The sequence below is a fragment of the Paenibacillus sp. MY03 genome, assembly GCF_002165585.1.
In the GTDB taxonomy this organism is placed as follows: domain Bacteria; phylum Bacillota; class Bacilli; order Paenibacillales; family Paenibacillaceae; genus Pristimantibacillus; species Pristimantibacillus agaridevorans.
This window is the reverse complement of sequence record NZ_MXQD01000069.1, coordinates 23,459-47,297: the sequence shown is the minus strand read 5'-3', so window position 1 is coordinate 47,297 and position 23,839 is coordinate 23,459. Positions and strand designations below refer to the sequence as shown.

22 protein-coding genes are annotated in these 23,839 nt (G+C 54.5%); 11 read left to right on the top strand and 11 right to left on the bottom strand.

Features of this window, described 5'->3' with window-relative positions:
* Positions 1–208: 208 nt before the first annotated feature.
* Complete coding sequence (locus B1748_RS33470) at positions 209–1,183, bottom strand: aldo/keto reductase (protein WP_087572313.1); 975 nt, start codon at positions 1,181–1,183, stop codon at positions 209–211.
* Between the two features lie 190 nt (positions 1,184–1,373).
* Here B1748_RS33470 and lplA point away from each other — a divergent pair, with 190 nt between their 5' ends.
* Both lplA and B1748_RS33460 read left to right on the top strand, forming a co-directional pair.
* A complete protein-coding gene (lplA, locus tag B1748_RS33465; RefSeq protein ID WP_087572312.1) occupies positions 1,374–2,369 on the top strand; it encodes a lipoate--protein ligase in 996 nt (331 codons plus the stop codon).
* Positions 2,370–2,534: 165 nt separating this feature from the next.
* The gene (locus B1748_RS33460) at positions 2,535–3,701 is read left to right on the top strand and encodes an MFS transporter (RefSeq protein WP_087572311.1); all 1,167 of its coding nucleotides are present in this window, start codon (positions 2,535–2,537) and stop codon (positions 3,699–3,701) included.
* A gap of 31 nt (positions 3,702–3,732) precedes the next feature.
* Here B1748_RS33460 and B1748_RS33455 read toward each other — a convergent pair whose 3' ends face one another.
* The gene (locus B1748_RS33455) at positions 3,733–4,848 is read right to left on the bottom strand and encodes an AI-2E family transporter (protein ID WP_179215961.1); all 1,116 of its coding nucleotides are present in this window, start codon (positions 4,846–4,848) and stop codon (positions 3,733–3,735) included.
* Between the two features lie 129 nt (positions 4,849–4,977).
* Here B1748_RS33455 and B1748_RS33450 point away from each other — a divergent pair, with 129 nt between their 5' ends.
* The 7 genes from B1748_RS33450 to B1748_RS33420 all read left to right on the top strand — a co-directional run bounded on the left by B1748_RS33450 (position 4,978) and on the right by B1748_RS33420 (position 10,121).
* Positions 4,978–5,553: an RNA polymerase sigma factor gene (locus B1748_RS33450; protein WP_256976101.1), complete on the top strand. Its 576-nt coding sequence runs from the start codon at positions 4,978–4,980 to the stop codon at positions 5,551–5,553.
* A complete protein-coding gene (locus tag B1748_RS33445) occupies positions 5,550–6,701 on the top strand; it encodes a DUF4871 domain-containing protein (protein ID WP_087572309.1) in 1,152 nt (383 codons plus the stop codon). Before B1748_RS33450 ends, B1748_RS33445 begins: the two co-directional genes overlap by 4 nt.
* A gap of 239 nt (positions 6,702–6,940) precedes the next feature.
* Complete coding sequence (locus B1748_RS33440) at positions 6,941–7,153, top strand: hypothetical protein (protein ID WP_087572308.1); 213 nt, start codon at positions 6,941–6,943, stop codon at positions 7,151–7,153.
* 54 nt (positions 7,154–7,207) lie between these two features.
* On the top strand, positions 7,208–7,873 hold the full coding sequence (locus tag B1748_RS33435) for a hypothetical protein (protein ID WP_087572307.1): 666 nt from the start codon (positions 7,208–7,210) through the stop codon (positions 7,871–7,873).
* Complete coding sequence (locus B1748_RS33430; RefSeq protein ID WP_087572306.1) at positions 7,870–9,066, top strand: glutathionylspermidine synthase family protein; 1,197 nt, start codon at positions 7,870–7,872, stop codon at positions 9,064–9,066. The genes B1748_RS33435 and B1748_RS33430 overlap by 4 nt, the downstream gene beginning before the upstream one ends.
* Positions 9,067–9,732 carry a hypothetical protein gene (locus tag B1748_RS33425; RefSeq protein ID WP_087572305.1) on the top strand — a complete coding sequence of 222 codons (666 nt, stop codon included), beginning with the start codon at positions 9,067–9,069 and terminating at the stop codon, positions 9,730–9,732.
* Complete coding sequence (locus tag B1748_RS33420; RefSeq protein WP_087572304.1) at positions 9,729–10,121, top strand: DUF350 domain-containing protein; 393 nt, start codon at positions 9,729–9,731, stop codon at positions 10,119–10,121. Before B1748_RS33425 ends, B1748_RS33420 begins: the two co-directional genes overlap by 4 nt.
* A gap of 55 nt (positions 10,122–10,176) precedes the next feature.
* Here B1748_RS33420 and B1748_RS33415 read toward each other — a convergent pair whose 3' ends face one another.
* The 3 genes from B1748_RS33415 to B1748_RS33405 form a co-directional block, all read right to left on the bottom strand.
* On the bottom strand, positions 10,177–11,427 hold the full coding sequence (locus tag B1748_RS33415) for an NAD(P)/FAD-dependent oxidoreductase (protein ID WP_256976102.1): 1,251 nt from the start codon (positions 11,425–11,427) through the stop codon (positions 10,177–10,179).
* Positions 11,428–11,596: 169 nt separating this feature from the next.
* Positions 11,597–12,112 carry a DUF4178 domain-containing protein gene (locus B1748_RS33410; RefSeq protein WP_087572302.1) on the bottom strand — a complete coding sequence of 172 codons (516 nt, stop codon included), beginning with the start codon at positions 12,110–12,112 and terminating at the stop codon, positions 11,597–11,599.
* Positions 12,113–12,130: 18 nt separating this feature from the next.
* Entirely contained in the window at positions 12,131–12,802 is a 672-nt protein-coding gene (locus B1748_RS33405) for a PspA/IM30 family protein (protein ID WP_087572301.1), read from the bottom strand.
* Between the two features lie 358 nt (positions 12,803–13,160).
* Here B1748_RS33405 and speD point away from each other — a divergent pair, with 358 nt between their 5' ends.
* Positions 13,161–13,964, top strand: a complete 804-nt coding sequence (gene speD, locus B1748_RS33400; protein WP_087572300.1) for an adenosylmethionine decarboxylase — start codon at positions 13,161–13,163, stop codon at positions 13,962–13,964.
* A gap of 37 nt (positions 13,965–14,001) precedes the next feature.
* Entirely contained in the window at positions 14,002–14,871 is an 870-nt protein-coding gene (locus tag B1748_RS33395) for an SDR family oxidoreductase (RefSeq protein WP_087572299.1), read from the top strand.
* 798 nt (positions 14,872–15,669) lie between these two features.
* Here B1748_RS33395 and B1748_RS33390 read toward each other — a convergent pair.
* The 6 genes from B1748_RS33390 to B1748_RS33365 all read right to left on the bottom strand — a co-directional run bounded on the left by B1748_RS33390 (position 15,670) and on the right by B1748_RS33365 (position 23,695).
* Positions 15,670–16,626, bottom strand: coding sequence for a nucleoside hydrolase (locus tag B1748_RS33390; protein WP_087572298.1), 957 nt, complete (start codon positions 16,624–16,626; stop codon positions 15,670–15,672).
* A complete protein-coding gene (gene rbsK / locus B1748_RS33385; protein WP_087572297.1) occupies positions 16,623–17,594 on the bottom strand; it encodes a ribokinase in 972 nt (323 codons plus the stop codon). The genes B1748_RS33390 and rbsK overlap by 4 nt, the downstream gene beginning before the upstream one ends.
* Before the next feature lie 33 nt (positions 17,595–17,627).
* Positions 17,628–18,503 carry a carbohydrate ABC transporter permease gene (locus B1748_RS33380; RefSeq protein ID WP_087572296.1) on the bottom strand — a complete coding sequence of 292 codons (876 nt, stop codon included), beginning with the start codon at positions 18,501–18,503 and terminating at the stop codon, positions 17,628–17,630.
* Between the two features lie 21 nt (positions 18,504–18,524).
* On the bottom strand, positions 18,525–19,421 hold the full coding sequence (locus tag B1748_RS33375; protein WP_087572295.1) for an ABC transporter permease: 897 nt from the start codon (positions 19,419–19,421) through the stop codon (positions 18,525–18,527).
* Between the two features lie 90 nt (positions 19,422–19,511).
* Positions 19,512–21,200 carry an extracellular solute-binding protein gene (locus tag B1748_RS33370; RefSeq protein WP_179215960.1) on the bottom strand — a complete coding sequence of 563 codons (1,689 nt, stop codon included), beginning with the start codon at positions 21,198–21,200 and terminating at the stop codon, positions 19,512–19,514.
* A 47-nt stretch (positions 21,201–21,247) separates the two neighbouring features.
* Complete coding sequence (locus B1748_RS33365; protein ID WP_087572293.1) at positions 21,248–23,695, bottom strand: DUF4832 domain-containing protein; 2,448 nt, start codon at positions 23,693–23,695, stop codon at positions 21,248–21,250.
* Positions 23,696–23,839: the final 144 nt, after the last annotated feature.

Genomic DNA, 23,839 nt, shown 5'->3' with positions numbered 1-23,839 from the left:
CTAGGTAGGCTAGCTCTTTGCAAAATTTCTGTACATTTTGGCTCCATCGGCGTTATTAACGCCTACAGCAGCTCATTCGCCAACATTTTGGCTCCATCGGCGTTATTAACGCCTACAGCAGCTCGTTCGCCTACATTTTGACTCCATCGGCGTTTCTGAACGCCGATGGATTTTTTTCTGCGACTCCTTGCCGACCGATCCGCAACCCCTACGTCAACCGATACAACGCGAACGGCTCGCCCGACCGAAACGGGGCGCTGATCTCGTCCAGCCGCGCCAAGATCGCGTCGTCCGGCTGCAGCTCGAGGCTCGCCAGGTTGCTCCGCAGCTGCTCGACCCGCGTAGCGCCGACGATGACCGTCGAGACGGCGGGGCGGCGCAGCAGCCAGGCCAGCGACAACGCGGCTGGCGTCGTGCCAAGCTCCTCCGCGAGCGCCGCTACCTGCCGCGCCAGCGTCACCGTTGCTTCGCCGAGGAAACGGCGGAAGCCGGGATCGGTGTCGGCGCGCGATCCGGCCGGCGCCTCCTGGGGCGTGCCGTATTTGCCCGTCAGGATGCCGCCGGCTAGCGGAAAGTACGGGATGATGCCAAGTCCCTGGTCCTGGCACATCGGGATGAGCTCGCGCTCAGGCGTTCGGTCGGCCAGCGAATAGCTGGTCTGCATGGAGATGTAGCGGGCAAGTCCCAGACGGTCGCTGATGCCGACCGCCTTCATCAGCTCCCACGCGTGGTAGTTGGAAGCTCCGATATAACGCACCTTGCCGGAACGCACCATGTCGTCGAGCGTCCGCAGCGTCTCCTCCAGCGGCGTCTCGGGATCGAACGTATGAATTTGGTACAAGTCCACATAGTCCGTTCCCAGCCTGCGTAGGCTGCCCTCCAGTTCGCCCATTAGGTGTCTGCGGGAAGATCCGCGTTCATATACGCCCGATCCGCGCGGCAACCCCGCCTTGGTCGTCAGAACCGCTTCATGCCTGCGACCCTTGAGCGCCTCCCCGATGATGCGTTCCGACTCCGTCCCTGCGTAAATATTGGCCGTATCGATAAAAGAAATGCCGGCGTCCAGCGCCGCGTGAATAATATCGATGGACGTCCGCTCGTCGGCCCTCTTGCCGAAGGCGTTGGTACCTAGTCCAAGCGCGGATACCTTCAGTCCGCTTTCTCCCAACCTGCGATATGCCATAGTTTTCAGCTCCTTTTTTTGCGTTTTATGCCGCAACGTTGCTTTGTAAATAGTATAGCGAACGATCTACTGCGGGGACAAGCCGCAGGGCAACAAGACGCAGGACGACATTGAACGTCAGCCTCGCGAGAGGTATAATCTCCGTGAAGAGACTCTAGGCACACCCTAGAACATCCAAGGAGGACATCCCATGCGTTTCGTCAGCAACAAGGGGATCACAGATCCCGCGATCAACCTCGCGCTGGAGGAGTATATTCTCCGTTCCTTGCCGAGCGAGCACGACTATTTGTTGTTTTACATAAACGAACCATCCATCATCATCGGCAAAAATCAGAACACCGTGGAGGAGATCAACGCCGAATACGTCGAGGCAAGCAAGCTGCACGTCGTGCGCAGGCTGTCGGGCGGCGGAGCGGTCTATCACGATCTCGGCAACCTGAATTTCAGCTTTATCATGCAGGATGACGGGGGTTCGTTCCATAACTTCAGGAAGTTCACGGAGCCCGTCGTGAAGGCGCTTCGCAAGCTGGGCGTGGAAGCGGAGCTGACGGGGCGCAACGACTTGCAGGTGGGCGAGCGCAAAATTTCCGGGAACGCGCAGTTCCACACGAGAGGCAAAATGTTCAGCCACGGCACGCTTCTCTTCGACTCGGAGATCGAGAACGTCGTATCCGCGCTCAAGGTCAACGCGGAGAAATACGTGTCCAAGGCAACGAAATCCATTCGCAGCCGGGTTGCCAACATCTCGGAATTCCTTCCGGAACCCATGACGGTGGAGCAATTCCGCGAGACGCTGCTGCAGTCCATCTTCGAGGATCGGGGCGGAGAACCTGCCGCGTATGAATTGACGGAAGCCGATTGGGAGAAGGTGCATAAGCTGGCGGATGAGCGGTATCGGAGCTGGGAATGGAACTATGGACGTTCCCCTGCGTTTAACGTTCAGCAGCGCAAGCGGATCGAAGGCGTAGGCACATTCGACGTCCGTCTCCAGGTCGAAGACGGCAGCATTTCGGAAGCCGCGATCTACGGCGATTATTTCGGTAGAGGCGACAGCGCGGAGGTTGCGGCCAAGCTTGCGGGAACGAAGTATGACGCTGCGGCGCTCCGACAATTGACCGAGACGCTGGATCTTCCTTATTATTTTGGCCCCATTACGGAGGAACAGTGGTTAAGCCTTTTGATGTAAACTTTTGTGATAACCGGCATCACATTTATTAATTCCGGAAAGGAGCTGCGTCCGATGGTTACCATTCGTCCTCCTTGCTAATCCAGGGCATGTGCTCGTGCCCCGCCTCCAGCATGATGACAACCCGTCGCCATGTTTAATAGAGAGGGGATTTAGAGCACAACCATGTCCAACGTTACCAAACTTTATATGATCCGTTTTTTCCAAAGCCTGATTCCGGCATACGTGATCGAGCGTCTGTTCTGGGAAATGCGCGGCATGACGATTCCCATGGTCGTCATGACGGAAATTCTGTTCGCTCTGACGATTGTCGTGCTGGAAATTCCAACGGGCATCATTGCGGACAAATGGGGCAGGAAGCGCATGCTGCTCGTAGCTGCCGTCATCGGCTGCCTGGAGTTTTTGCTGCTCTTGTTTTCTACGGAGTTCTGGCATTTCGCCCTTGTTGTCCTCCTGACGGCGGTTGCCGCGTCCGCAAGCAGCGGAGCGGATAACGCGATGCTGTACGATTCGTTGAAGGAGGACGGCATGCAATCGTCTTTCGAGCGAATTGTCGGGCGAATGAACGCGCTGGACATCGTATCCATTACGATTGCCGCATTGTCCGGCAGTCTGCTGGCAGGGAAATTCGGGTTCTCCTTCAATTATTGGCTGTCCTTCGCCAGTATGCTGATCGCGCTGGGCTTTACGCTGACGCTTCGCGAGCCGTCCAGAGGCGATGGCGAAGGAGAAGCCGCATCGTTTCCGATTGCCGTCTACGTAAAGGAATCGCTTGCGTTTTTCCGGCGGCATCCCGGCATCTACCCCGTCATTCTGACCGGCATCATGACGGGCGCGGCGATCAATTTTGTCGACGAGTTCTGGCAGCTTTATTTGGAGAGGCATGGCATTCCCGTAGCGGCCTTTGGCGTGTTCTCGGCGGCCTTGTTCTTCGCGCGGCTGCCAGGCAATCTGATCGCCTATAAGCTAAAGGAAGTCATGAAGCTGGGAACGCTGCTTATTCTTATTACTGCTGTGCTTGGGGCAGGCTTTGCATACCTGGCGCTAGCGCGGGATTGGACCGGCTTGATCGCCTTGTTTGCCGTTTGTGTCGCGGCGGGCGTCATTGAGCCGCTGGCTGCGGGGTATCTGCATCACCGAATCGATTCCGGCATGCGGGCGACGATCGATTCGTTCCAGTCGCTCGGCCTAAACGCCGCGCTGGTCGCAACGGGGATCGGCTTCGGCTACTTTGCTTCCGGTATGGATCTGTTCGGCGGCTTCGGCTTTATCGGCTTCGTCTGCGCCGCGTTCCTCCTTTATCTGCTGGCCATCGCGCGGCGAATCCGCTAGAGCATACCGGGATTCGCGGGGCGCAGGAGTATTATTGCGGGCCAACGTCGCTCGGTCCCATGGAAGTTACGTTATCCCCTTCCGCCACCATGGCGCGAATGTGTCGGAAGATAACCTTGGCCGCGGCATACACCGGCACGACGAACAAGATGCCGACCAGGCCGGTCACGCTGCCCGCCGCCAAAATAAGCGCGATGACGGTAACGGGATGAATGTCCAGCGTGCGTCCCATCACTTGCGGCGAGATGAGATTGTTTTCGATCTGTTGAACCAGGACCGTAATCAATACGACGTACAGCGCTTTGACGGGATCCTGGAACAAGGCGACGAGCACGGCAGGGGCAGCTCCGATAAACGGACCGAAGAACGGAATGAGATTCGCCAGCATGCCAATGACGGCAAGCACAAGCGCGTATTCCAGTCCGATGATGGCATAACCTGCAAGCAGCAAGATGCCGACGATGAGACAAACGACCGCTTTGCCCCGAATGAAAGAAGCGATGGTCTCATCCAATTCCTGCAGCATCGCGGCAACGCGCGCGCGTCTGTTTGTCGGAGCGAGCTCCAGCAGCCTCGCCGAAAATTGATCGCCATCCTTTAAGGCGTAGAACAGGATGAACGGCACGAGACTCAACATGACGAGCGCGTTGCTCATCCAGCCGAAGGCCCGGACCAGACTGTTCGCGATGGAAGACGCGTACCGGTTCCATTCGGCGCCGAGATCCTGCGAGACATTCGGCAGCGCATCGCGAATTTCCGGCGATAGCGTTTCTTGGCTTTCTTTTAACGACTCCATGCCGTTCGATACGAACTTTACCATCTCGGGAACCTGCTCCACGAAGGTGAGGAACTGGGATTGCAGGAACGGTCCCGCCGTCAGCACGATAATGGTCAGCAGCAAGCCCGATGCCAGATAGACGAGAAGTACCGCGAAACCTCGCGGTACTTTTCGCCTTTCTAGCATACCTACGATGGGGCGGAGCATGTAATACATGATGACCGAAGCGGCGAACGGGAAAAACAATGCGTTAAAGATAGAGCCGATCGGCGCGAACAACCCCCGGTTCAGATGGATCAAATAGAGCAGGAGCATCACCAATATCGCGCCGGCGAGTCTTCTAAACCATATATGTTGTCGCTGCGTCATAACGCGCGCACCCCCTGCGAATGTCTTTTTATCATTGTTAAACGAACGGTACTCATTCCAAACATCCCATGATGAAAAAAAGGAACTTTCCGTATGCGAGAGGGAACATATAGGCAGAGGTGATCCTAGGTGAGCGATCTGAGCGAACATTATTTGCGTTATCTTGCGCCGGGCTATGATCGGACCGAAGTGTTGGAAGAGTTAATGGGGACTTACGGAGAAGAGGTCTGGCGCTTCGCATATTTCATGACCCGCCGGAGGGATGCAGCCGACGACATTGCTCAAGAAACCTTTATCGCGGCCTATGACGGGATGTACGCTTACAGAAGTGAGTCCAGTGTAAAAAGCTGGTTGTTCGGCATCGCGCGCAACAAGTCGCTGCATTACCTTCGAAGCGCCTTTTTCCGAAAAGTCAGGGCGATGGACAATTATTCGTTGAGCCGAAGTCTCCCCGGCGCAACCTCTTCGGCGGAACAGGTTGTCATGGATCGAATGGAGGCAGGTGCTGTCTGGGCAAAGGTGTTAAAGCTTAAACGCAAGCACCGCGAAGTATTGGTTATGGCGTATCACTACGAGTTGTCCATGGCTGAGATTGCCGCTGTACTGGGCGTAGCGGAAGGTACGGTCAAATCGAGACTGTCCCGAGCCAAGCAAAGCATGTCCAAGCTGCTGGATGTTTCTCGAGACGAGGGGGAAATAGGATGAAGGCGAACGAATCGAATTGGCAGAACGCGCTAAAAGAAAACCCGTTCCCGGACAGGCAATTCGACGAAACGATTAAGCGAGCCGTACGTTCGCGAATCGGGAAGCGAGGGGGCAAGGGTATGAAGTTCAAGTCAGTCGCGTTCGTTTGCGCAACGTCGATCCTGATCGTATTTGGCTTGTTTTACGCCCCGAACATGATAGGCCGGACTGATAATCCCCAGCATTTGGAGTCTAGAAACTCGTATTACGAGGGAGGCGAGCTGCTTCTCCAGGTATTTCCCGACCCGGAATTAAAGGCAGGCCGCGAGTATGGGTATCTCTTTCATTTCGCCAAGCTGGTCCAAAAAGAAATCGTAGGCAAAGAGCTTGCCATCGAAGCCATCCATTTGGGGTCCAATGAACGGGTAACGGCGCTTGCTCCGTTTATTGTGGGCGAGCCGAGTTCAGCAGAGATGAACATGGAGCGTTACGTCGTACGTTGCGCACTTCCGATAGGCGGCCTTTGGCTATACGAGGTGAAGCTGGACGGCAGCAACTACGCGAGCGTCGTGCTTGAAGTCGGCGAACCGGATTGGACGCCAAGTCCGACATTTACGTCGGGGAGCTACGAGATGAGGGGGATCGAGGGGAAGATCGGCTTTATCGATCCAGGATTTGTCGCAAGGAAACCTAACAAATATATGTGGCATGCATGGGGCGCGCCATCGGAGCTGGAAGGCAGCTTCGAAGTGAAGGCGGTTAAACAGGGAACGCAGCAAATGATTTCCGTCATTGAGGGGCTAAGGTTTGGCGGGGCTATTAATGATGCCGATGCCAGTATACCCAGCAGCATGGCGCTGCCCGAACCGGGAGTGTGGCGTCTTCTTCCGTTCGTTGGAGGCCGATTAATGGAGAGCATCGTCGTCGAAGTAATGCCTCAGGAGGCGCAATCGGTGACGACGGAGCAATTAAAGAAAGTAACGCCGGAGATGACGTTTGCAGAATTATTAGAGATCATCGGAGAGAGTACGGATATCGGTTCCGGCAGAACGATTAGAGTATATAGACATACAGGCGGGGCGGAGATCGTGCTCAATTACGTAAATGCAAGCGAGACCGTATATCCTGATATATACGACACGATTCAGAACATCATATGGAATGAATAGCACTTTCGTACGTGCAAACAAGTTCACGATGGCCAAACAAGGTGCCCAAGCAATCATTTAACGATGATTGCTTGGGCACCTTGTTTTGACCACATAGCGATAAAACTCACCTCATGCATCCGAAGCCGTTTCACCTTGAATCGCACATTTCCTTCCTTTGGCGTGAAACATCTGCCGCGGCAACTCGTAATAAGGTATAATCAAATTCGCAATAGCTACAATCGAAGGAGGCCACTATCGTGGAACAAGGTCTGAATGTGGTATTAATGGAGAAAATGGCAACAGGCGAGCTTCGCAAGATTGAGGAGAGAGTCTGGTCGAAGAATATGATTACCGCGCTGGAGCATGTCAATTATATCGTCGTCGGCGATCGCGAATACGAGACGATCGAAGGGCGTTTGAACGTGGACCTGGGCAGCCTGGAGCTGCTGCTTGTCCCGATGCAGTCCTAAGCTGTACGGAAGCGAAAGAAGCAATAGCAGCATTTGCAGGAGGAGGAGAGAGAATTGACTCACGAAGAGAAGCAACAATCTGGCAGCCTGGCTTCGCCGCGGTTATTTACATCCGAAGGCAAGCCGGTCAAGGTATTGTCCACATCGCTCGGCATTGCGCTGCTCGCAAGCTCCGTGTTCGGAGTTACGGGCGTATCCGCTACGGGAGCAACGACGACAAGCGGCGAACAGCCTAAACTTGTATCCTGGTCGTCCGATGAGGTTAAGGCCTACTTCGACGCGAGCGTAGACTGGAGTTTGCCTATGCCGTCGCTGGAGGAGAAAGAAGAAGAGCCTGTCGATTCGAGCGGCGGCGGAGGAAACTCCCCGGCCGTCATCCATCATTACGGTTCCGGCTTTGGCTGGGACGATTTGCTCTTATATCATTTGCTCTTTAATAACGGCGGCAGCTACTCGTCGTCCGGCTACTATAAGAATCGTCCGGCTTATTATTCGACGAGCAAGTCCCGGTATACGCCGAAGAGCTATACCAGCGACACGTTCCAGAACAAACAAGTCGCTGGCACGTCGGTCAAGCCTAAAACCTCCAGCACGAGCGGCACGATTACAAGACGTTCGACATCTTCTTCGCCTGGCGGCATCGGAGGCAAGTCCAGCAGTCTGAGCTCCTCGGGCTCCAAGAGCACGTCGAGCGGCAAGAGCAGCGGGTTCGGCGGATGACGAAGCCGGCGTTCGAGATTTTGACAGAGCCTCATCCCGATCGAGCTGCACGAGTCGATGCGTTAAAAGAGCTTGGCTTCGGCTGGGCGGATATCGAGGATGAACAATATTGGATCGACCAGATCGTCGCGCTCGACCGGAACGTGTACGAGGAGCTCCGCCAAGCTTCCGTCATGTTATGGCGCGTATTTGATAAGGCGGTTCGTCATATACATGGCAATCATGGCATCTACGAGTTGATTGGCATCCCCTCCATCCTATGGGAGATGGTCGACGGCACGCCGCTGCCCGAGCCCGGATTTATTAGCCGGTATGCAAGGTTCGACTTCGCCATTGATCAAGACGGCACGATCAAGCTGCTGGAGCTAAATGCCGACACCCCGACCGGATACGTGGAGGCCTCCATCGCGACGCCTTGGCTGTGCGGGGAAGCTGGAGTGGATACGGTCAACGCCGGGATGAAGGAGCTTGTGGCTGCCGCATGGGGCGAGGAACGTCCGGATACGGCGGCATGTGTCGCTTATGGGGAGCATGCGGAGGACTCCGGCACGATCGAAGCGTTAGTCCGGCATAGCGGGCTGGACGTGGCGTGCAGAGACTGCCTGGAGCTGTACGTGGATGAAGGCGAACTAAAGGATGCCGGAGGACGCGTCATTGAACGGATGTTCGCCCTGTATCCCAAGGAATGGATGGCGGTGGACGAGGGCGGAGATGCTTTGGCTTATTCCATCGAGAGCGGGAAGCTGAAGCTGTTCAACCTGCCGCCGGCTATCCTGCTGCAGACGAAAGGTCTTATGGCCGTCGTTTGGGGATTGTATGAGCTTGGGCAATTGTTTGATGAAGAAGAAAGGAATGCGATCGGGAGTTATCTCCTGCCTACTTACAACAAACCCGTCTTCGACGGAAGCTACGTATCCAAGTCCATGTTCGGGCGGGAGGGCGGCTCCGTGCGCCTGTTCGACGAGTCGGGGGGATTGGAGCTGGAGGATCAGGACGGCTACGATACAAGCGTGCTGTTCCCGACCGTATACCAGAAGCGGGCAAAGCTGGCGACCGTGCATACATCGCGCGGCGAGCTGCATCTGCTCATCGGCATGTTCGTCATTAACGGCCAGCCCTGCGGCCTGCTGGGACGGGGAGGCGGTCCCATCACGGGGAATACCAGCCATTATATCCCGATAGGAGTGAGATAGATGACAGAGCAACACGTGATAAAGAAAAGGCGGAGACCAAAGATTGGCATACTCATGGCGGCTCCGGTATTGGCGCTTGCGCTGGTCCTCGCGGGCTGTTCCACGGACACCAAGTCCGTCTTTCATACCGACTCGTCGACGGATTCATCGACGGTCAGCGACGTGGCGCAAGTGCCGTGGGACTACAAGATCGTGGAAGGGACGGTCGGCGATCTGATTGGCAGCGACATGACCATCTTGCCGGACAATACGCTTATGCCCAATGACAATAACTATGCAACGGGCGATAAAATTTGGGGCCTGCAATTTATGGACGCCGAGATCATAACGGATGCCCAAAAGCGGAACGAGATTCGGTTGTCCGCATGGCGGACGATCAAAACGTTTAAGGATGAGAATTCGGCGAAAGCCGATATGGATAATTTGAAGCTGCTGCTGACTACAGAGGTGGATCTTGTCGGCGTCTACAAGACGGAATTCAACGGAGAAGTGCGTAACTTTGCCGTCGTGGAGCTGCCTACGGGCAACCGGATGAAGCAGCCGATCGATGATAAGCGTTACGATGCGCTCGCCAAGGCGAAGACGGTCAACGTTTATTTGGAGGAAGTACATGATTTCGCGGATTATGATCTGGCGTATGCAAAATTTCGGGGGTGGGCCAATTGACGGTCGTCTTTAATATTGTCGTTAGTGTTATCGTAATTATCGGTTTGCAGTTAATCGGGATGGTCGTATTTAATTGGATTACGCCGTTTAAGGACATGGAGGAGCTGCGCAAAGGAAACGTCGCCGTCGGCCTCGCGCTCGGCGGGAAATTCATCTCGACGGCGATCGTACTCGGGGTTGCGGCGTATACGAACTCATCGATCTGGTTCATGATATTATGGTTTGCAATCGGGTATGTGTGTCTGCTTGCAGCCTATCTCATCTTCGATCTGTTTACTCCCGGCTTCAAAGTATCGGATCAGTTGGTAAAGGGCAACGTAGCCGTGGGCATTATGTTGTTCTGCGTTTATCTGGGCTTTGCGTTCGCCATCAGCAGTTTGATTATTTAAAACATTTTGATATGGTCACATAAACAACGCCTCGGCAGCAACCGAGGCGTTGTTTTTATTCGATTGCCGAACGAACGTCGTAATCGGCAGGATCCAGCTCCGGCTGGAGTCCGAGAGCCAATAGGGCAAGCTGGCAGCCCAGATAAGGGCCGGCTGTCAATCCCGACGAGCCTAGTCCGTTCGCGGTTAGCAATCCGTCCCAGCCGGGGACGGCCCCAAAGACGGGGAGGAACCCCGGTGTAAACGGGCGGAAGCCGACCCTCGTCTCAACAAGCTCGGCATTGGCAAGGCCGGGAGCGGCAACCAGCGCTTTGTTCAGAATTTCCTGCAAGCCCCCGGCGGTCACCCTTGTATCATCGCCATCCGGATCGTTTTCATGAGTGGCGCCAACTACGATTTTGCCGCCGTCGAACGCGAGCATATATTGGTCGGAGGGAGGCATAACGACCGGCCAGCTTCCTGTGTCGGACCGATCTTGGAGGCGGAGATGGGCGATCTGCGCCTTCTGCCTGCTGACTCGCATCGTAATGCCCAGCGGCTGCAGCAATGGTCCGGCCCAAGCGCCGGCACATACAATCACTACGTCGGCAGCGACAAAACGATCCTGCTCGGAGTGAGATCCATCTCCGTGCTTCCATCTTGCGGTCTCGGGTGGATCGACGACTCCCTCGCCGATTGCAGGCCCCAAGCTATCTTGCGCAGCGTCACCGCCGTTATGGACTGGCCTTGCATCTGCAATAGTCGCGCCAATAACCCGGCTGCCTTCGAAGGCAAGCGCTGCGCTGCCCACTTGGTAATTCGCGCCAAGCTTGACCGCTGCGCGAATCAGCGCATCTCTGAGAGCTCGGCCATCGACGCGCGCCGCTCCACTGATTCGTACAGAGCGGCTGCCTTCCGCAAGCGGAGGGAACTGCGACAGCGTCATCTCCTCATCGCACAGATCAATCTCGCCGATCTCGGGAGCGTCATCCTTGCGCTTGCGGGCGAGCGACTCCAGCGCGGAGAGCTTCTCCGCGTCTTGGCGCAAATGAAGGGCCCCTACTCGGGAATAACCCGTCTCGGTTTCGCCAAGCTCTTCGAGCTCGCGGATAAGGCCGGGATAGAATCTCGCCCCGTTTTTGACCAAGCGGTACCAGACGGCATTGCGCCGCTGGGATACCCAAGGACAGATGATGCCTGCGGCTGCATCCGTCGCTTGTCCCTTGTCCTTCCTGTCTATTATAAGCGTCTCCGCTCCCAGCTTTGCCAGATGATAAGCCGCAGAAGCTCCCGCGATCCCCGCTCCGATAACGATACATTTCATAATAGCCGCAACCCTTCCGACATTCTCTTTCTATTATAGCCCATTTGTCATATAGCGCTAGAAGCGACCTTCGGCTCGATCGTCATCGCATCATCAGCAGCAAATCTGCAAACAAAAAGCTCTCCATCCTGGTTGGAAAGAGAGCTTGGAAAATAAGGTGGGATCAAACATTCTACGGCGTCTGCTTGCCTTCTAGCACTTCAACGTCGGCAGCGAGCACCGATTCGCCTTCGTAGATCATAAAACGTCCGTCGAGCCATTCGACGCGAAGCAGCTTGCGGTCGTCGGACTGGTAACGCCAGACGGATTGCTCGCCGCCTTGCATAAAGGGAGTCTTGCCGACCGTTGTGACATACTCGGCGTAATGCTCCTCCATATGATACGTGCGTCCGTCCAAATCCAGCGTCATAGGCACTTCGGTGATACTGTCAAGCCTGCCGTCGATGGGAGAGAAAAACGAATAGGCATTAGTCTCGCGTTCTTCCACGAGCAAGTAGCTCAGCTCCGCACCATCCTGCAGCGTCAGCATCGTCGTGCGGCGCCGGCTGCTCAGGACGCGGCCGATTACATGGTAAGTGACGAGGGATACCTCGCATATGTCGCCGGGGCCGGTCGCTAGAATGCTGCGAGCCGCGACCGGCGGTTCCGGACGCTTCATGATGCCTTTCAGTCGTTTGAATATGCTCATATCGTCAACCGTCGATTCTTAGTTTTTTTCGTATTGCTTGAGCAGTGCCGCGAGCTCGTCTTCGACCGCTTTGTTTTTGCCGAGGTTGGCGAACTCGTCGTCGAGCGACTTGCCTTTGGATGCAGCCAGATCGTTCGTTGCCTCCGCCATTGCTTCCGCCTGGAGCATCTTCTCCTCCATGCGTTTCATGCCTGCCGCAGCTGTGCCGGAGCCGAAGCCCGACATTGTTTTGTTGATCTGCGTCTGCGTCTTGGCCGCTTGGTAACGGGCAACAAGCGTCTCGCGTTTGTTCTTCATGTCTTCCAGTTGCTTGCGCATCTCATCCAGCTTGGCGCGAAGATTGTTGGCAAGCAATTGGTTGTCCGCAAAAGCTTCTTTGTATTCCACCATCTTTTTCTCGACGGATTGTTTGTCTTCCAGCACGCGGCGAGCGAGGTCGACATTGCCTTCCTGCACGGCGATTTGAGCCTGCTCGGAACGTTTGAGGAACAGCGCCTCCTGCTCTTCGTACAGCTTTTTGAACTTTTTCTCGAGAGCGATCTGGGAAGCAACGGCTTTCTCGGCGTCTTGCAGATCCTCCGTCATATCGCGAATGTATTGGTCGGTCAGCTTGATCGGATCCTCGGCTTTCTCAATCAGGGAGTATACGTTGGAGAGAGTCAGGTCGCGCAATCTTTTGAACAAGGACATGTGATAACCTCCATTATTTTTTAATTTTTTTTGAAATATAAGAAAGTATAAGTTTTTCTCTATACCGTGCCTTATATTTCCCGGAATAAAACGAGCCGCTTAGCCAAAGGGCGTTGCAGCCGTTTCGCCTTGGATGTCTAGTTATACGCAATACCATTATAATACGTTTCAACGGATTGAAGGGAGAGTAGAAATATGTTTTTTTGTGCGCATAGAGGGAGACGCGCGCTGCCGCTATCTGCGATAAGGAAACCCGCAGGCGTTTAAGCAGGGGCATTCGAGGGTAAGAAGGGTGCATGGTCGAATGAGGGAGCGAAGATCAGGAGATAGTAGACAGTGTAAGGAGGGAGGAATAGGCATGACGTTAACGCATGAGCAGCGGATCCAACTGCATGGCTTCAATAATTTGACCAAATCGCTCAGCTTCAATATGTATGACATCTGTTACACCAAGACGCGCGAGGAACGGGAATCGTACATTGCTTATATTGACGAGCAATACAACTCGGACCGCCTGACGTCGATTCTTCGCCAAGTGGCCGACATCATCGGAGCGCATGTGCTTAATGTGGCCAAGCAGGATTACGTGCCCCAGGGGGCAAGCGTGACCATTCTCGTCTCGGAAGGACCTATCGTGGAAGTGCCGGAGGAATCGTTCGAGGAGTCGCCGGGGCCGCTGCCGTCCATGGTAGTCATGGCGCTGGACAAGAGCCACATTACCGTACATACGTACCCCGAATACCATCCCGACGAGGGCATCAGCACGTTCCGTGCGGATATCGACGTATCTACCTGCGGTGAGATTTCGCCTCTCAAGGCGCTTAACTATCTCATTCACTCCTTCGACACGGACATTATGATGATCGACTACAGGGTGCGGGGCTTCACTCGCGATATTTTTGGCAAAAAGCTGTTTATCGACCACGAGATCAATTCCATCCAGAACTATATTCCGGAGGAAGAAGGCCGTCAGTTCGATATGATCGACGTCAATATTTATCAGGAGAATCTGTTCCATACCAAATGCAGGCTCAAGCAGTTCGACTTGAACAATTATTTATTTGGCTATACGAAGGACTCTCTGTCCAAAGAGGAACAGGATGAAATTACGGAACGCCTCAAGACGGAGATGGACGAGATTTTTTATCATATTGGAAGATGACCAAGAAATACCCAATAAAATGAAATGAGGTGCGAAGATGACTTCTTCTACGACCAAAAAACAGGTGCTTCCTCCGCAGAACCAATCGCGGCAGCCGGGCATTGAATCGCAAATGAATCCATTGCCGGCGTTCGAATCGCTGAATTACAAGGCAGCCGGCAAGCTGGAGGGCAAGGTGGCTCTTATTACGGGTGGGGACAGCGGCATTGGCAGAGCGGTATCCGTTGCCTATGCGAAGGAGGGCGCTTCGGTTTGCATCGTCTATAAGGACGAGCACGGTGATGCAGAGCAGACGAAGGAAATCGTAACGGGTCTCGGAGCGCGTTGCCTGCTGATCGCGGGCGATATTGGAGACGAAGCGTTTGCGAAGGATGTTTTGAAGCAAACGATTGACGAATTCGGCAAGCTGGACATTCTGGTCAATAATGCGGCCGAGCAGCATGTGAGGAAGAAGCTGCAGGATATTACGGCTGAGCAGCTTCATGCCACATTCCGCACGAACGTGTTCAGCATGTTCTACCTGACGATCGCGGCGCTGCCGCATCTGAAATCGGGGAGCGCAGTCATTAATACAGCATCGATTACCGCATACAAAGGCAATCCGACGCTGATCGACTACTCCTCGACAAAAGGAGCGATCGTCTCGTTTACTCGCGCGCTCGCGTCCAATCTTGCGGCGGAGGGTATCCGCGTAAACGGCGTTGCGCCGGGACCGATCTGGACGCCGCTCATTCCGGCGTCGTTCGACCCGCAGAGCGTATCGGAGTTCGGCTCCGACACGCCGATGGGACGTCCCGGGCAGCCGTTCGAGCTCGCCGCCGCATACGTCTATCTCGCATGCGACGACTCCAGCTACATGACGGGGCAAATGCTGCACATTAACGGCGGCGAAATCGTAAACGGCTAGGTAGCCGCTAGCTCCGCAGGCAAGGTAGAGGGTGCTGCTCGTGCAGTTGCCGGCGTGACCAACGAAGTCGCTTGAAACGGCAAGCACTCCACATGTGTGGAGTGCTGTTCATTGTTCGTTTGGAAAGGGAAAACAGAATGAGAAGATCATACAGATAGGGCGGGTATGGTGAATAATCGACTTTATATAGGGTAGAATAGTATGCTAACATCAATCAGTTAAATCAAAAGGCGAGCGATCATGTGCTGAATGAAACGAACTCCCGCGTACTGCTATCGTCCAACGTTTCAGCAAGCTTCTTCAGTTCCTTTATATCCATGGGCACACCACCTCCAAACAATGATATCACCCCTATTATAGAACATTAGTTCGTATATATCGGATATCAACATTTAGGTTTAACATAGCCTATGCAAAAGTACAGTTATATTTTCTCTAGGCCTCTTATGACCGTCGCTACATGCAGAACGTACTGTTAAATTAATGGTTTTTGGGAAAACGAGCGGTTTGATTGACATTTAAGTGCAGTTTTGCAGGTAATCTCCCTGAAACGGGCATGGTATTCCAAAATAACTGTAGTTCTGCAGGTCATTGTTGTATCGGCTGTTTTGAAAACTGCTTAGATTTAATAAGGGCTACCTCATCCACCACCTGTCAGCAGGCGGGAGTGGAGGAGGTAACCCTTTTTGCGTATAGGGGAGTATATCATTTTGCCTTACGTCGTAGCCGTTTCACCTTGGATAATTGGCTGGCATCTGCCTTCGTCGCGGAATGATCCATATCTTGCGGCGTCTTGGCCTACGGCTCCCGAACGAGCAGCTCCTCAAGCAGCTCGGCAATGGATGCCGGGGCCTGCTTCTCTACCAAATACGCGTGTGGTCCGGAGGGATCATCCATCCAACCGTTGGCGCCGCTTTCCGGATCAACGATGATACGTCCGCGCACGATATCCCAATATGGAGCTGCTCCACGGGCGGCATACAGCACGCCGGTTAGATCCCAGCTCGGTCGCGTCGGTTCCTCCCCGAGGTGGGCGGCGTAGCTGCGGCGCACGGGATGCTCATCTGGCGCTTCTGCGAGCAGCCGTGCTCCGGTAGGAATGGCGGCGCCTATTTCGTAGCCGGTAAAGGTGATAGACGTGGGCCAGTTGGCGCAAACGTAAGCGGCGGACCCCGGATGCATCTCGAAGTTCCATTCCTTTCCCGCAGGGAAGTGGCCGCCCATCACGATGAGATGCTTAACCTTGAGCGCGGCGAGCTCCACGCCGGTAAGCCGCGAGACGGCGTCAGCTTCTGGGTCTACGTCAGCAAGCAACAGATGCATCAGATTAATGAGCGGACCGATCGCGACGATGACGACGCTCCCGTCCTCCGCTTCTGCAAGCAATTGGCGGTAGAGGGATGTGGCGTCTGGTACAGACCGTCCTTCGGGATAACGGTTGTGGCATGACGTTGCAATAAGTCGATTGTATTTCTCATATGGCTCTCCCACTAGGAAACCGGGATTTTCTAATGTGCCAACCGGGATGTCGCCTCGGCCATAGTACACATTGATCGCGTCCAGACAGCCGGCTCCCCACGGGCTTGATGTGTTATGCATCATTCCTACCGTGCGAAGCCGCCCCTCAGACTGCAGAGCGTGCAAGACGGCTACGGCGCCGGCATCGTCGCAGTCCGGTCCGATATCCGTATCCAGGATGATGGGAACAGGACCCTCGGCAAGCATATAGAATGCTGGCTTCGCTTCTGTCGTCATCGGTTGTCACTTCCTTCTAGCATGGCCGGGACGGCGGGAAGCCGCAGCAGAGCTTGCTGTCTTAGAAAGGTATCAAGCTCGCTCTTGGACGGCATGGCCGATTGGGCTCCGACTTGCCGGATCGCGAGCGCGCCGACGGCGTTGCCTATGCCGACAGCCTCCTCGGGCGTGCTTTCTGTGGCTAACGCATAGGCGAAGCCGGCATTGAAGCAATCGCCCGCGCCTGTTGTATCAACGGGCTCCGATGGATACGCAGCGATATGCTGCAAATCGACATCGCGGATGAGATATGCGCCGTCGGCACCGGCCTTCGCCACGATAGTATTCACGCCTTTGCGAAGCAGGATGTTCGCGGCTTCCTTCAACTGCAGCACGTATTGCTGATGGCGGCCTGCATAATATTTGATTTCCGTCTCGTTCGGCGTCATGTAATCGATATATTTGAAGATGGCGTCAGGCAATTGGGAAGCTGGAGCGGGGTCCAGAATTACCGTCTTGCCAGCTCCTTTCAACCGTTTGATTGCGTAAGCGACTGTACCGATCGGCACTTCCAGCTGGAACAAGAAAATGTCCGCTTCGAGCAACTGCTCCCAACATTCGTCGATGTCAGAGGGTGTTAGCAGCCCGTTAGCTCCAGGTGAAATAATGATCTGGTTTTCTCCCTGGGGGTCGACCAGAATCATCGCCGTACCTGTCGCGGCATCTTGTTCGACCCGAATGCCGGCCGTATCTACGCCGTTCATGCGCAGGTGGCGGATGTAGTCGCTGCCGTGAATGTCGCCGCCGACCTTGCCCACCATGCTAACGTTTGCCCCGAGACGCCCTAACGCGATAGCTTGATTGCCTCCCTTGCCGCCAAAGAAGGTGGAATAACCGACGGATGTCAGGGTTTCACCTGGGAGCGGGAAGCGCTCTACGGCGGCTACTAAGTCGATGTTTAAACTTCCTATAACGCATATGGATTTCATGTATCTCTCTCCTATCCTGCTCTGCTAAATAGTCTATTCTTTGACCGATCCCATTACGATTCCATGAATGAAGAAGCGCTGAAGGAAGGGGTAGACGACGAGAATCGGCAGCGATGCCAAAATAATTTGGGCCGAGATCGAATTCCGATTCGTCAGCGATGCCATGACCGTCTGTTGGTCCGCATTAATCAGATTACGGGATGCGAGAACAACATGCAGATAGGTCTGCAAGGGGTAGTTCGCAGTGTCGTTCATGAAGATCAATCCGTCAAACCAGGAATTCCAATGCCCGACCACGCTGAACAGCGTAACGGTTGCGATGACTGGCATAGACAGCGGGATGAAGATACTCGTCATGATACGATATTGAGACGCCCCGTCCACCAGCGCGGCTTCCTCTAGTTCTTTGGGCAGCTGCCGCATGAAATTGACCATCAAGATGACGTTGAATACCGGCACAGCTCCCGGAAGCACGAGCGCCCAGATCGTATTGATCAGATTCAGCTCGTTGATGATCATGTACATCGGAATGAGACCGCCGCTGAACAGCATCGTGAACACAAGGAACCAGATGTAGATATTGCGTCCGCGGAAGTAGGAGCTTTCCTTTGACAGCGGATAAGCGAGCATAATCGTCAGGAGGAAGTTCAGCAGGCCGCCGACCAATACGCGCAGCGAGGACATACCAAAGGCGTCCCAGAACTTGCCCATCTGGAGAATCGTTTTATAAGAGTCCATGGTAAATTCGATGGGAAGCAGGCCGACAGAGAACTTGGAAGCCGGTCCCTCTCCGCTAAGCGATACCATGGCGATATGCCAAATAGGGAGGAGGCACAGCAACGAGATGAGGGCGAGACCAACGTAATTGAAAATATCGAAGGGCTGGAGTTTGTTCAGCCGTCCGTTCATGAGAATACCCCCGATCCATAATTAGAAAATACGGTAGTTTGCATAGCGGCTGGCAAGTCTGTAGGAGATGACGATCAGGACAAAGCCGATCACTGATTTGATGAGTCCGATCGCCGTTGCTAAGCCGTACTGCGCTTGAATCAAGCCCATCCTGTAAATATAGGTGTCGATGATATCTGTAGAGCTGATAACCATCGGATTGTATAAGTTGAAAATTTGGTCAAAGCCAGCGTTCAATACATTGCCAAGACTAAGTGTGGACATGAGCACGATGACAGGCAGAATGCCTGGAATCGTAATATACAGCGTCCGCTTCCAGCGGGTTGCCCCGTCGATCGCGGCTGCTTCGTACAAGGCCGGATTAATTCCGGTCAACGCGGCTAGGTAAACGATTGTAGAGAAGCCGAATTCTTTCCAGACATCCGACACAACAATCATGATACGAAACCAAAATTCATCCCCGAAGAAGAAGATCGGAGGGATGCCTACAGACTGCAAAGCCTGATTAAACGCGCCGCCGTTGATAGATAGAACGTCTACCAGGATGCCTCCCAGAATGACCCACGAGAGAAAATGGGGGAGGTACACGAGACTTTGTACCGTTCGTTTGAACCACATGATTCTGGCTTCGTTAAGGAAGAGCGCGAACACGACAGGCACGACGAGCCCCGCTACGATTTTCATAAGTGAGATTTCGATTGTATTGCGGATCGTTCCCATCGTATCTGGCAGCTCGAAGAGGAAACGGACATGCTCAAAGCCAACCCATTCCGAAAAAATGAAGCCCTTCGAAGGATTAAAGTTCTGAAAGGCGATGACGATGCCGAACATGGGGAGGTACGAGAACAGCAGCAATACGAGAACGCCGGGGGCGACCAGCAAGTGGAAAAATGTAAGATCCTTTTTGTTTATTTTCATGGCTGTCCCTCCGCGATTACTTAAAGATAATAGGGCGGGGGAATAAGCTTTGGTCCGCTTTCTCCCGCCCTATTTGGCTAGCCTAAATCCTTATTGCTGTGCCGAGGCCCATGCGTTGACTTCCTTCGTAATGTCATCGCCGCCGAGCGCCTTCCAGTCGCTTGCGAATTTGTCGAACTCGGATATATCCGCTTTGCCCATAATAATTTTGGTGAACGTCTCCAATTCGAGCTTGTTCAGGCTGGCTTGACGTTTAGTCATCGTCTCCGTTGGTGCGCCGAGGTACGATTCGTGTACGAAGCTGTCGCCATATTGCGCCAGCACGCCTTCTGACTCCAGCAAATATTTGTAGTACGCCCAGCCGTTAGGCTCATTTTTTTTGTAGGCATTCCATTTCCATACGCCGTCGGGATGCGTCACAAGCGAGCCGTCATCCTTGGCAGCGGCTTCTTTGAATTGCCCGCCAATGACCATGTTTTTGCCGGGATCGTCGAAGAAATAAGGTTTGGCGTACTGGTGGATTTCCTTGCCTGCGTATTGCGGACTTCCTTGGATGTCCTTGTAGAACAGATCGTTGTATTGTCCACCCTCGATCCACATCTCCGCCCAGAGGTTCATCGATTTGATGAGCGCTTCAGGATGCTCCATATCCTTGCTTGCGACCATCCAGCTAAATACGTTGTTCGGGCGCTTCGGCATGAGGCTGCCGTCCGCCGACACCGGAATCGGGTAGGCGTTCCAGTCGGAATCAGGCGTATGGGACATCGTCGTCGATAGCGGATACAGCGGCTGCCAGAACGCTCCGAAGTAGATGCCGCCTTTGCCTGCTCCCACATCGTCCGCCGTCTTGCCCCAATCCTTGGCGCCGAACTCCTGATCGATGGCTTTGGCTGCGTAGAGATCTTGCAGCTTGGCGAGCGCTTCCTTCATCTCCGGCTGGATGCTGCCGTAGACGAGCTGGCCGCTGTCATCCTTGACCCAGGTTGCGCGATAAGCTTTGTAGGCAGAGGAGACGCCGTCGAAGGCCATGCCGAGAGCATTGTCGAGCGCGATGCCATACGTATCCGCCTTTCCATTGCCATCTGGATCGCGTTCCGAGAATGCTTTTGCCACCTCGTATAGCTCGTCGATCGTCTTCGGTGGTTGCAAGCCCAGCTTCTCCAGCCAATCCTTGCGGATGTACATGATCGCCACGTTCTCGTAATAGTCGTTCGGAACCGGCATGCCATAAATTTTTCCGTCCTTCTTGGCTGGGGCGAAGCCGGCGCCTCCGCCGTATTCCATTGATTTGCGCAGCAGCGGGGAGGCATAAGTTTCGTAGGCTTCTGTTAAATCCGTAACTTGATCCTGGTTGATCATGCGGCTGAGCTGGTTTAAGTCGACCTTGGAAATATCGGGAATGTTATTGGTGTTAATAGCAAGATTCAGTTTCTCCAAGGACTGTGACGCATCCGATACCCATTCGTTTTTGAACTGAATTCCTAGTATTTCGAGATATTTTTTGGTCATGATATTGTCGTCGATACTCTCGCCTTCTGCGAACAGTACATTCGAGCCCGTTGTGCCGACGACGGATACTTCGATAGGCGGATCGTATTTGCCTAGCGGATCAATGTTTGCCGCCGGAGTGGAGGATTCGCTTGGTGTGTTGCTATCTACAGGAGCCGAAGTGCTGTTGCCGCCGTTCTCGTTGTTATTGCCGGATGAGCATGCGCTGGACAGGATGAGTGCGCTTGCAGCGAGTAAAGCCGCAAAGGAACGCGTACGTTTGTTGATCATTGTGAATCGCCTCCGTAAGTTAGGTATGTTCATAACGTTTGGTATGGTTAAAGTTTAATGACGCTAATGTCGTCGATGGCGATGTCTCCGCCTTTGAGTCCCCAGACAAGACGATAATCCTTGAAGCTGTCTGTGCGGACAACATAGGTTCGGGATTCTCCCTCCTGGCTGGAAGCCCCGTACCAGCGATGAACGAAGCTTGGAGCAGCTCCCGATTTTTTCGACTCTACCCCGAAGCGGAAGTAACCTCCTCCGCTTGGCGTAGCAAGCGCCTTCCACCTGAAGGTGACGAGATAGACAGAGTCCTTCTTCAGCTTGAGAACGTTCTTGCGGCTGTACAGGAAGTTTCGTTCGTCCGATACGGAGGAGATTGACCAATCGCCATGCAGACCTGCGGCACCGCTCAGGCTGCCGGCTGTCTGGCCCGTGCCGAGCTCGTATCGGGAGGCTGAGAGACCGCCGGACTCGAACGAATCATGGACCGCCTCCAACTCCTTCGTAATGACGATGTCATCAATCGAGATCGCGCCGCCGGAGCGAAGCCCCCAAATCAGATAGTAGTCCTGGAAGGTTTCGTCTGTCGTAAAGGTCACCGTCTTGGTTCGGGTCAGTCCCGAGTCGTCTCGCCATGTCGTGAAACCTTTGTCATGCGCGAAGCTGCCGCTGCCGGTGCGGGCAAGGAAATAATAGAAGCCGTTCGGACCAGGGGTAGCAGTTGCCTTGTATCGGAAGGAGACGGTGTATGTCGTACCGGGCTCCAGTGCGATCTTAGCCGTGTCGCTGTACAGAAATTCGGACCAGTCCTGCGTCGACGGGGCGCTGCCATAAGCCGAATAACTACCGTCTACAACTTTATCCGGTTGGTTCGTGACGACGCCGAGTCCCTGAAAGCCGCCAACATATTGGGAGGAAGCGAAGGAGCCCCCTTCGAATGCATCGCGGATGGAGTCATCCTGCGGCATGGTCACGCTGCCGCTCTCCACGTTCAACTTGCCGAGCAAATATCGGTTCTCGGAGTCGCGTCCCTCGATGCCGAGGCGTATCGCCGGATTGCCTTGATCGTCAACCAATGCGACGCGGACGTCGTACTCGCCGGGAGCGATCGTCGTCGGCAGCTCGAAGGATGAGAAGGTCTCGTATACTTCGCCCGCCACGAACCCCGTCATGTCGAAGTTCTCGTCCGTCGCACTCCAGACCGTATCGCCGCTGCTGTCCGTCAAGTACAGCTTAAGCGGGTAATTCTTGTAGCTGCGGCCAACTCCAAGGTTGGACCAGAGCTGCCGAAGCTCAAACGCGCTGCCGGATTGGACGGCAGAAGGGAATTGCGCTTGGTTAATGACGAGCCGATAGCCCATTCGTTTGTTGCCCTCATCGATGAGATCGGGCCGCTCCGAGTAGAAGGAAGCTGCGCCGAAGTCGCCGTCGTGTCCCATCATGGTGATGTAATTGGGATGGAGCTGAAGCGCCTCCTCGAGGGCCGAATCCGGCGTGTAGCCCGAGCCATTGCCGACGTAGTAGCCGTATCCGCCGAAGAACTCCGCGATGAGTGGGAGACTGCGGTTGCTGCGGAAAAATGATTCCAACAGCTGTCGGTCATACTCGCGCAGCGCGCCGGCGGCCCCGTCTCTGCGGAACGTCAGGTTTGGTTTGGTCAAAGCGTGATCGAACGCGGACCAGCTCATATATTCCTCATAGGAAGCTGGATTGTTCACGGTCGGCGTCATTTCGCTTCGCCATTCGTAGGAGTTGGAAAGGGCGAGTATTTTGTCCCCGTTCCATGCTGCGTACCACTTGTCGATAATGGCTCGAAGCGTGGAGATTCGCTCCGCATAACTGTCGAAGTCGTGGCCGCTGTGCCACTCGCCCCAGGTGCCGTACCCTCTCAGGTCGACGATGTCGAGTCTGGGGTCATCTCTGTACCGGTCCGCGAACGCTTCGAGGAACGTCTCCAGCTTCTCCATGAAGACCGGGTTCGTATAATCCGGCAGCTTGAAGGTATAACCTTGATCGAACCGCTCCTGGTAAGGTACTCCGTATTGCTGGAACAGCCACTCCGGCACGCTCTTCGCGTATCCGTAGCCCGAGATCATCATGGCGTCCGTAGAGATACGGAAATGGATGCGCTTACCCAAATTCGCCCAATACTCGATTGAATCGTCGAGCAGCGACCAATCGTACGCGCCTTCTGTTGGCTCCAGTTCTCCCCAATGGGTCAGAACAGCAACATTGTCGACCTCGGGGTAAGTACCCGTGCGTCCGGCGTCTAAGTGGCCGGGTATCGCATTGTCGATGAGCACCCAGCCCATGCCAGGATTGTGTAGCACCTCATTCGTCTGTACAGGCGCGACGCTCACGAGCTCCGATTGTATGGCAGATGTACCAGATGCGGCGACCATTCCGGTTGCAACGGTAGCGCCTCCTTGCGCCGCCAGCGTCGCGCAGAGCAGGAATGCGGCGGTTTTCTGTGCAGCTGTTTTTCGTAATCGATTGCCCAACTCAAACCCTCCTCTCTTTTGTGAAAACGAAAAAGATGGCCGTAAGCCCTTACATGCTTACAGCCATCATTATAGGAGTGTTTGAGTGCACTATTTTAAGGTGTTCTGGTCTACTGGATGAAGAGGGCGAAAGGAGGCTAGCAT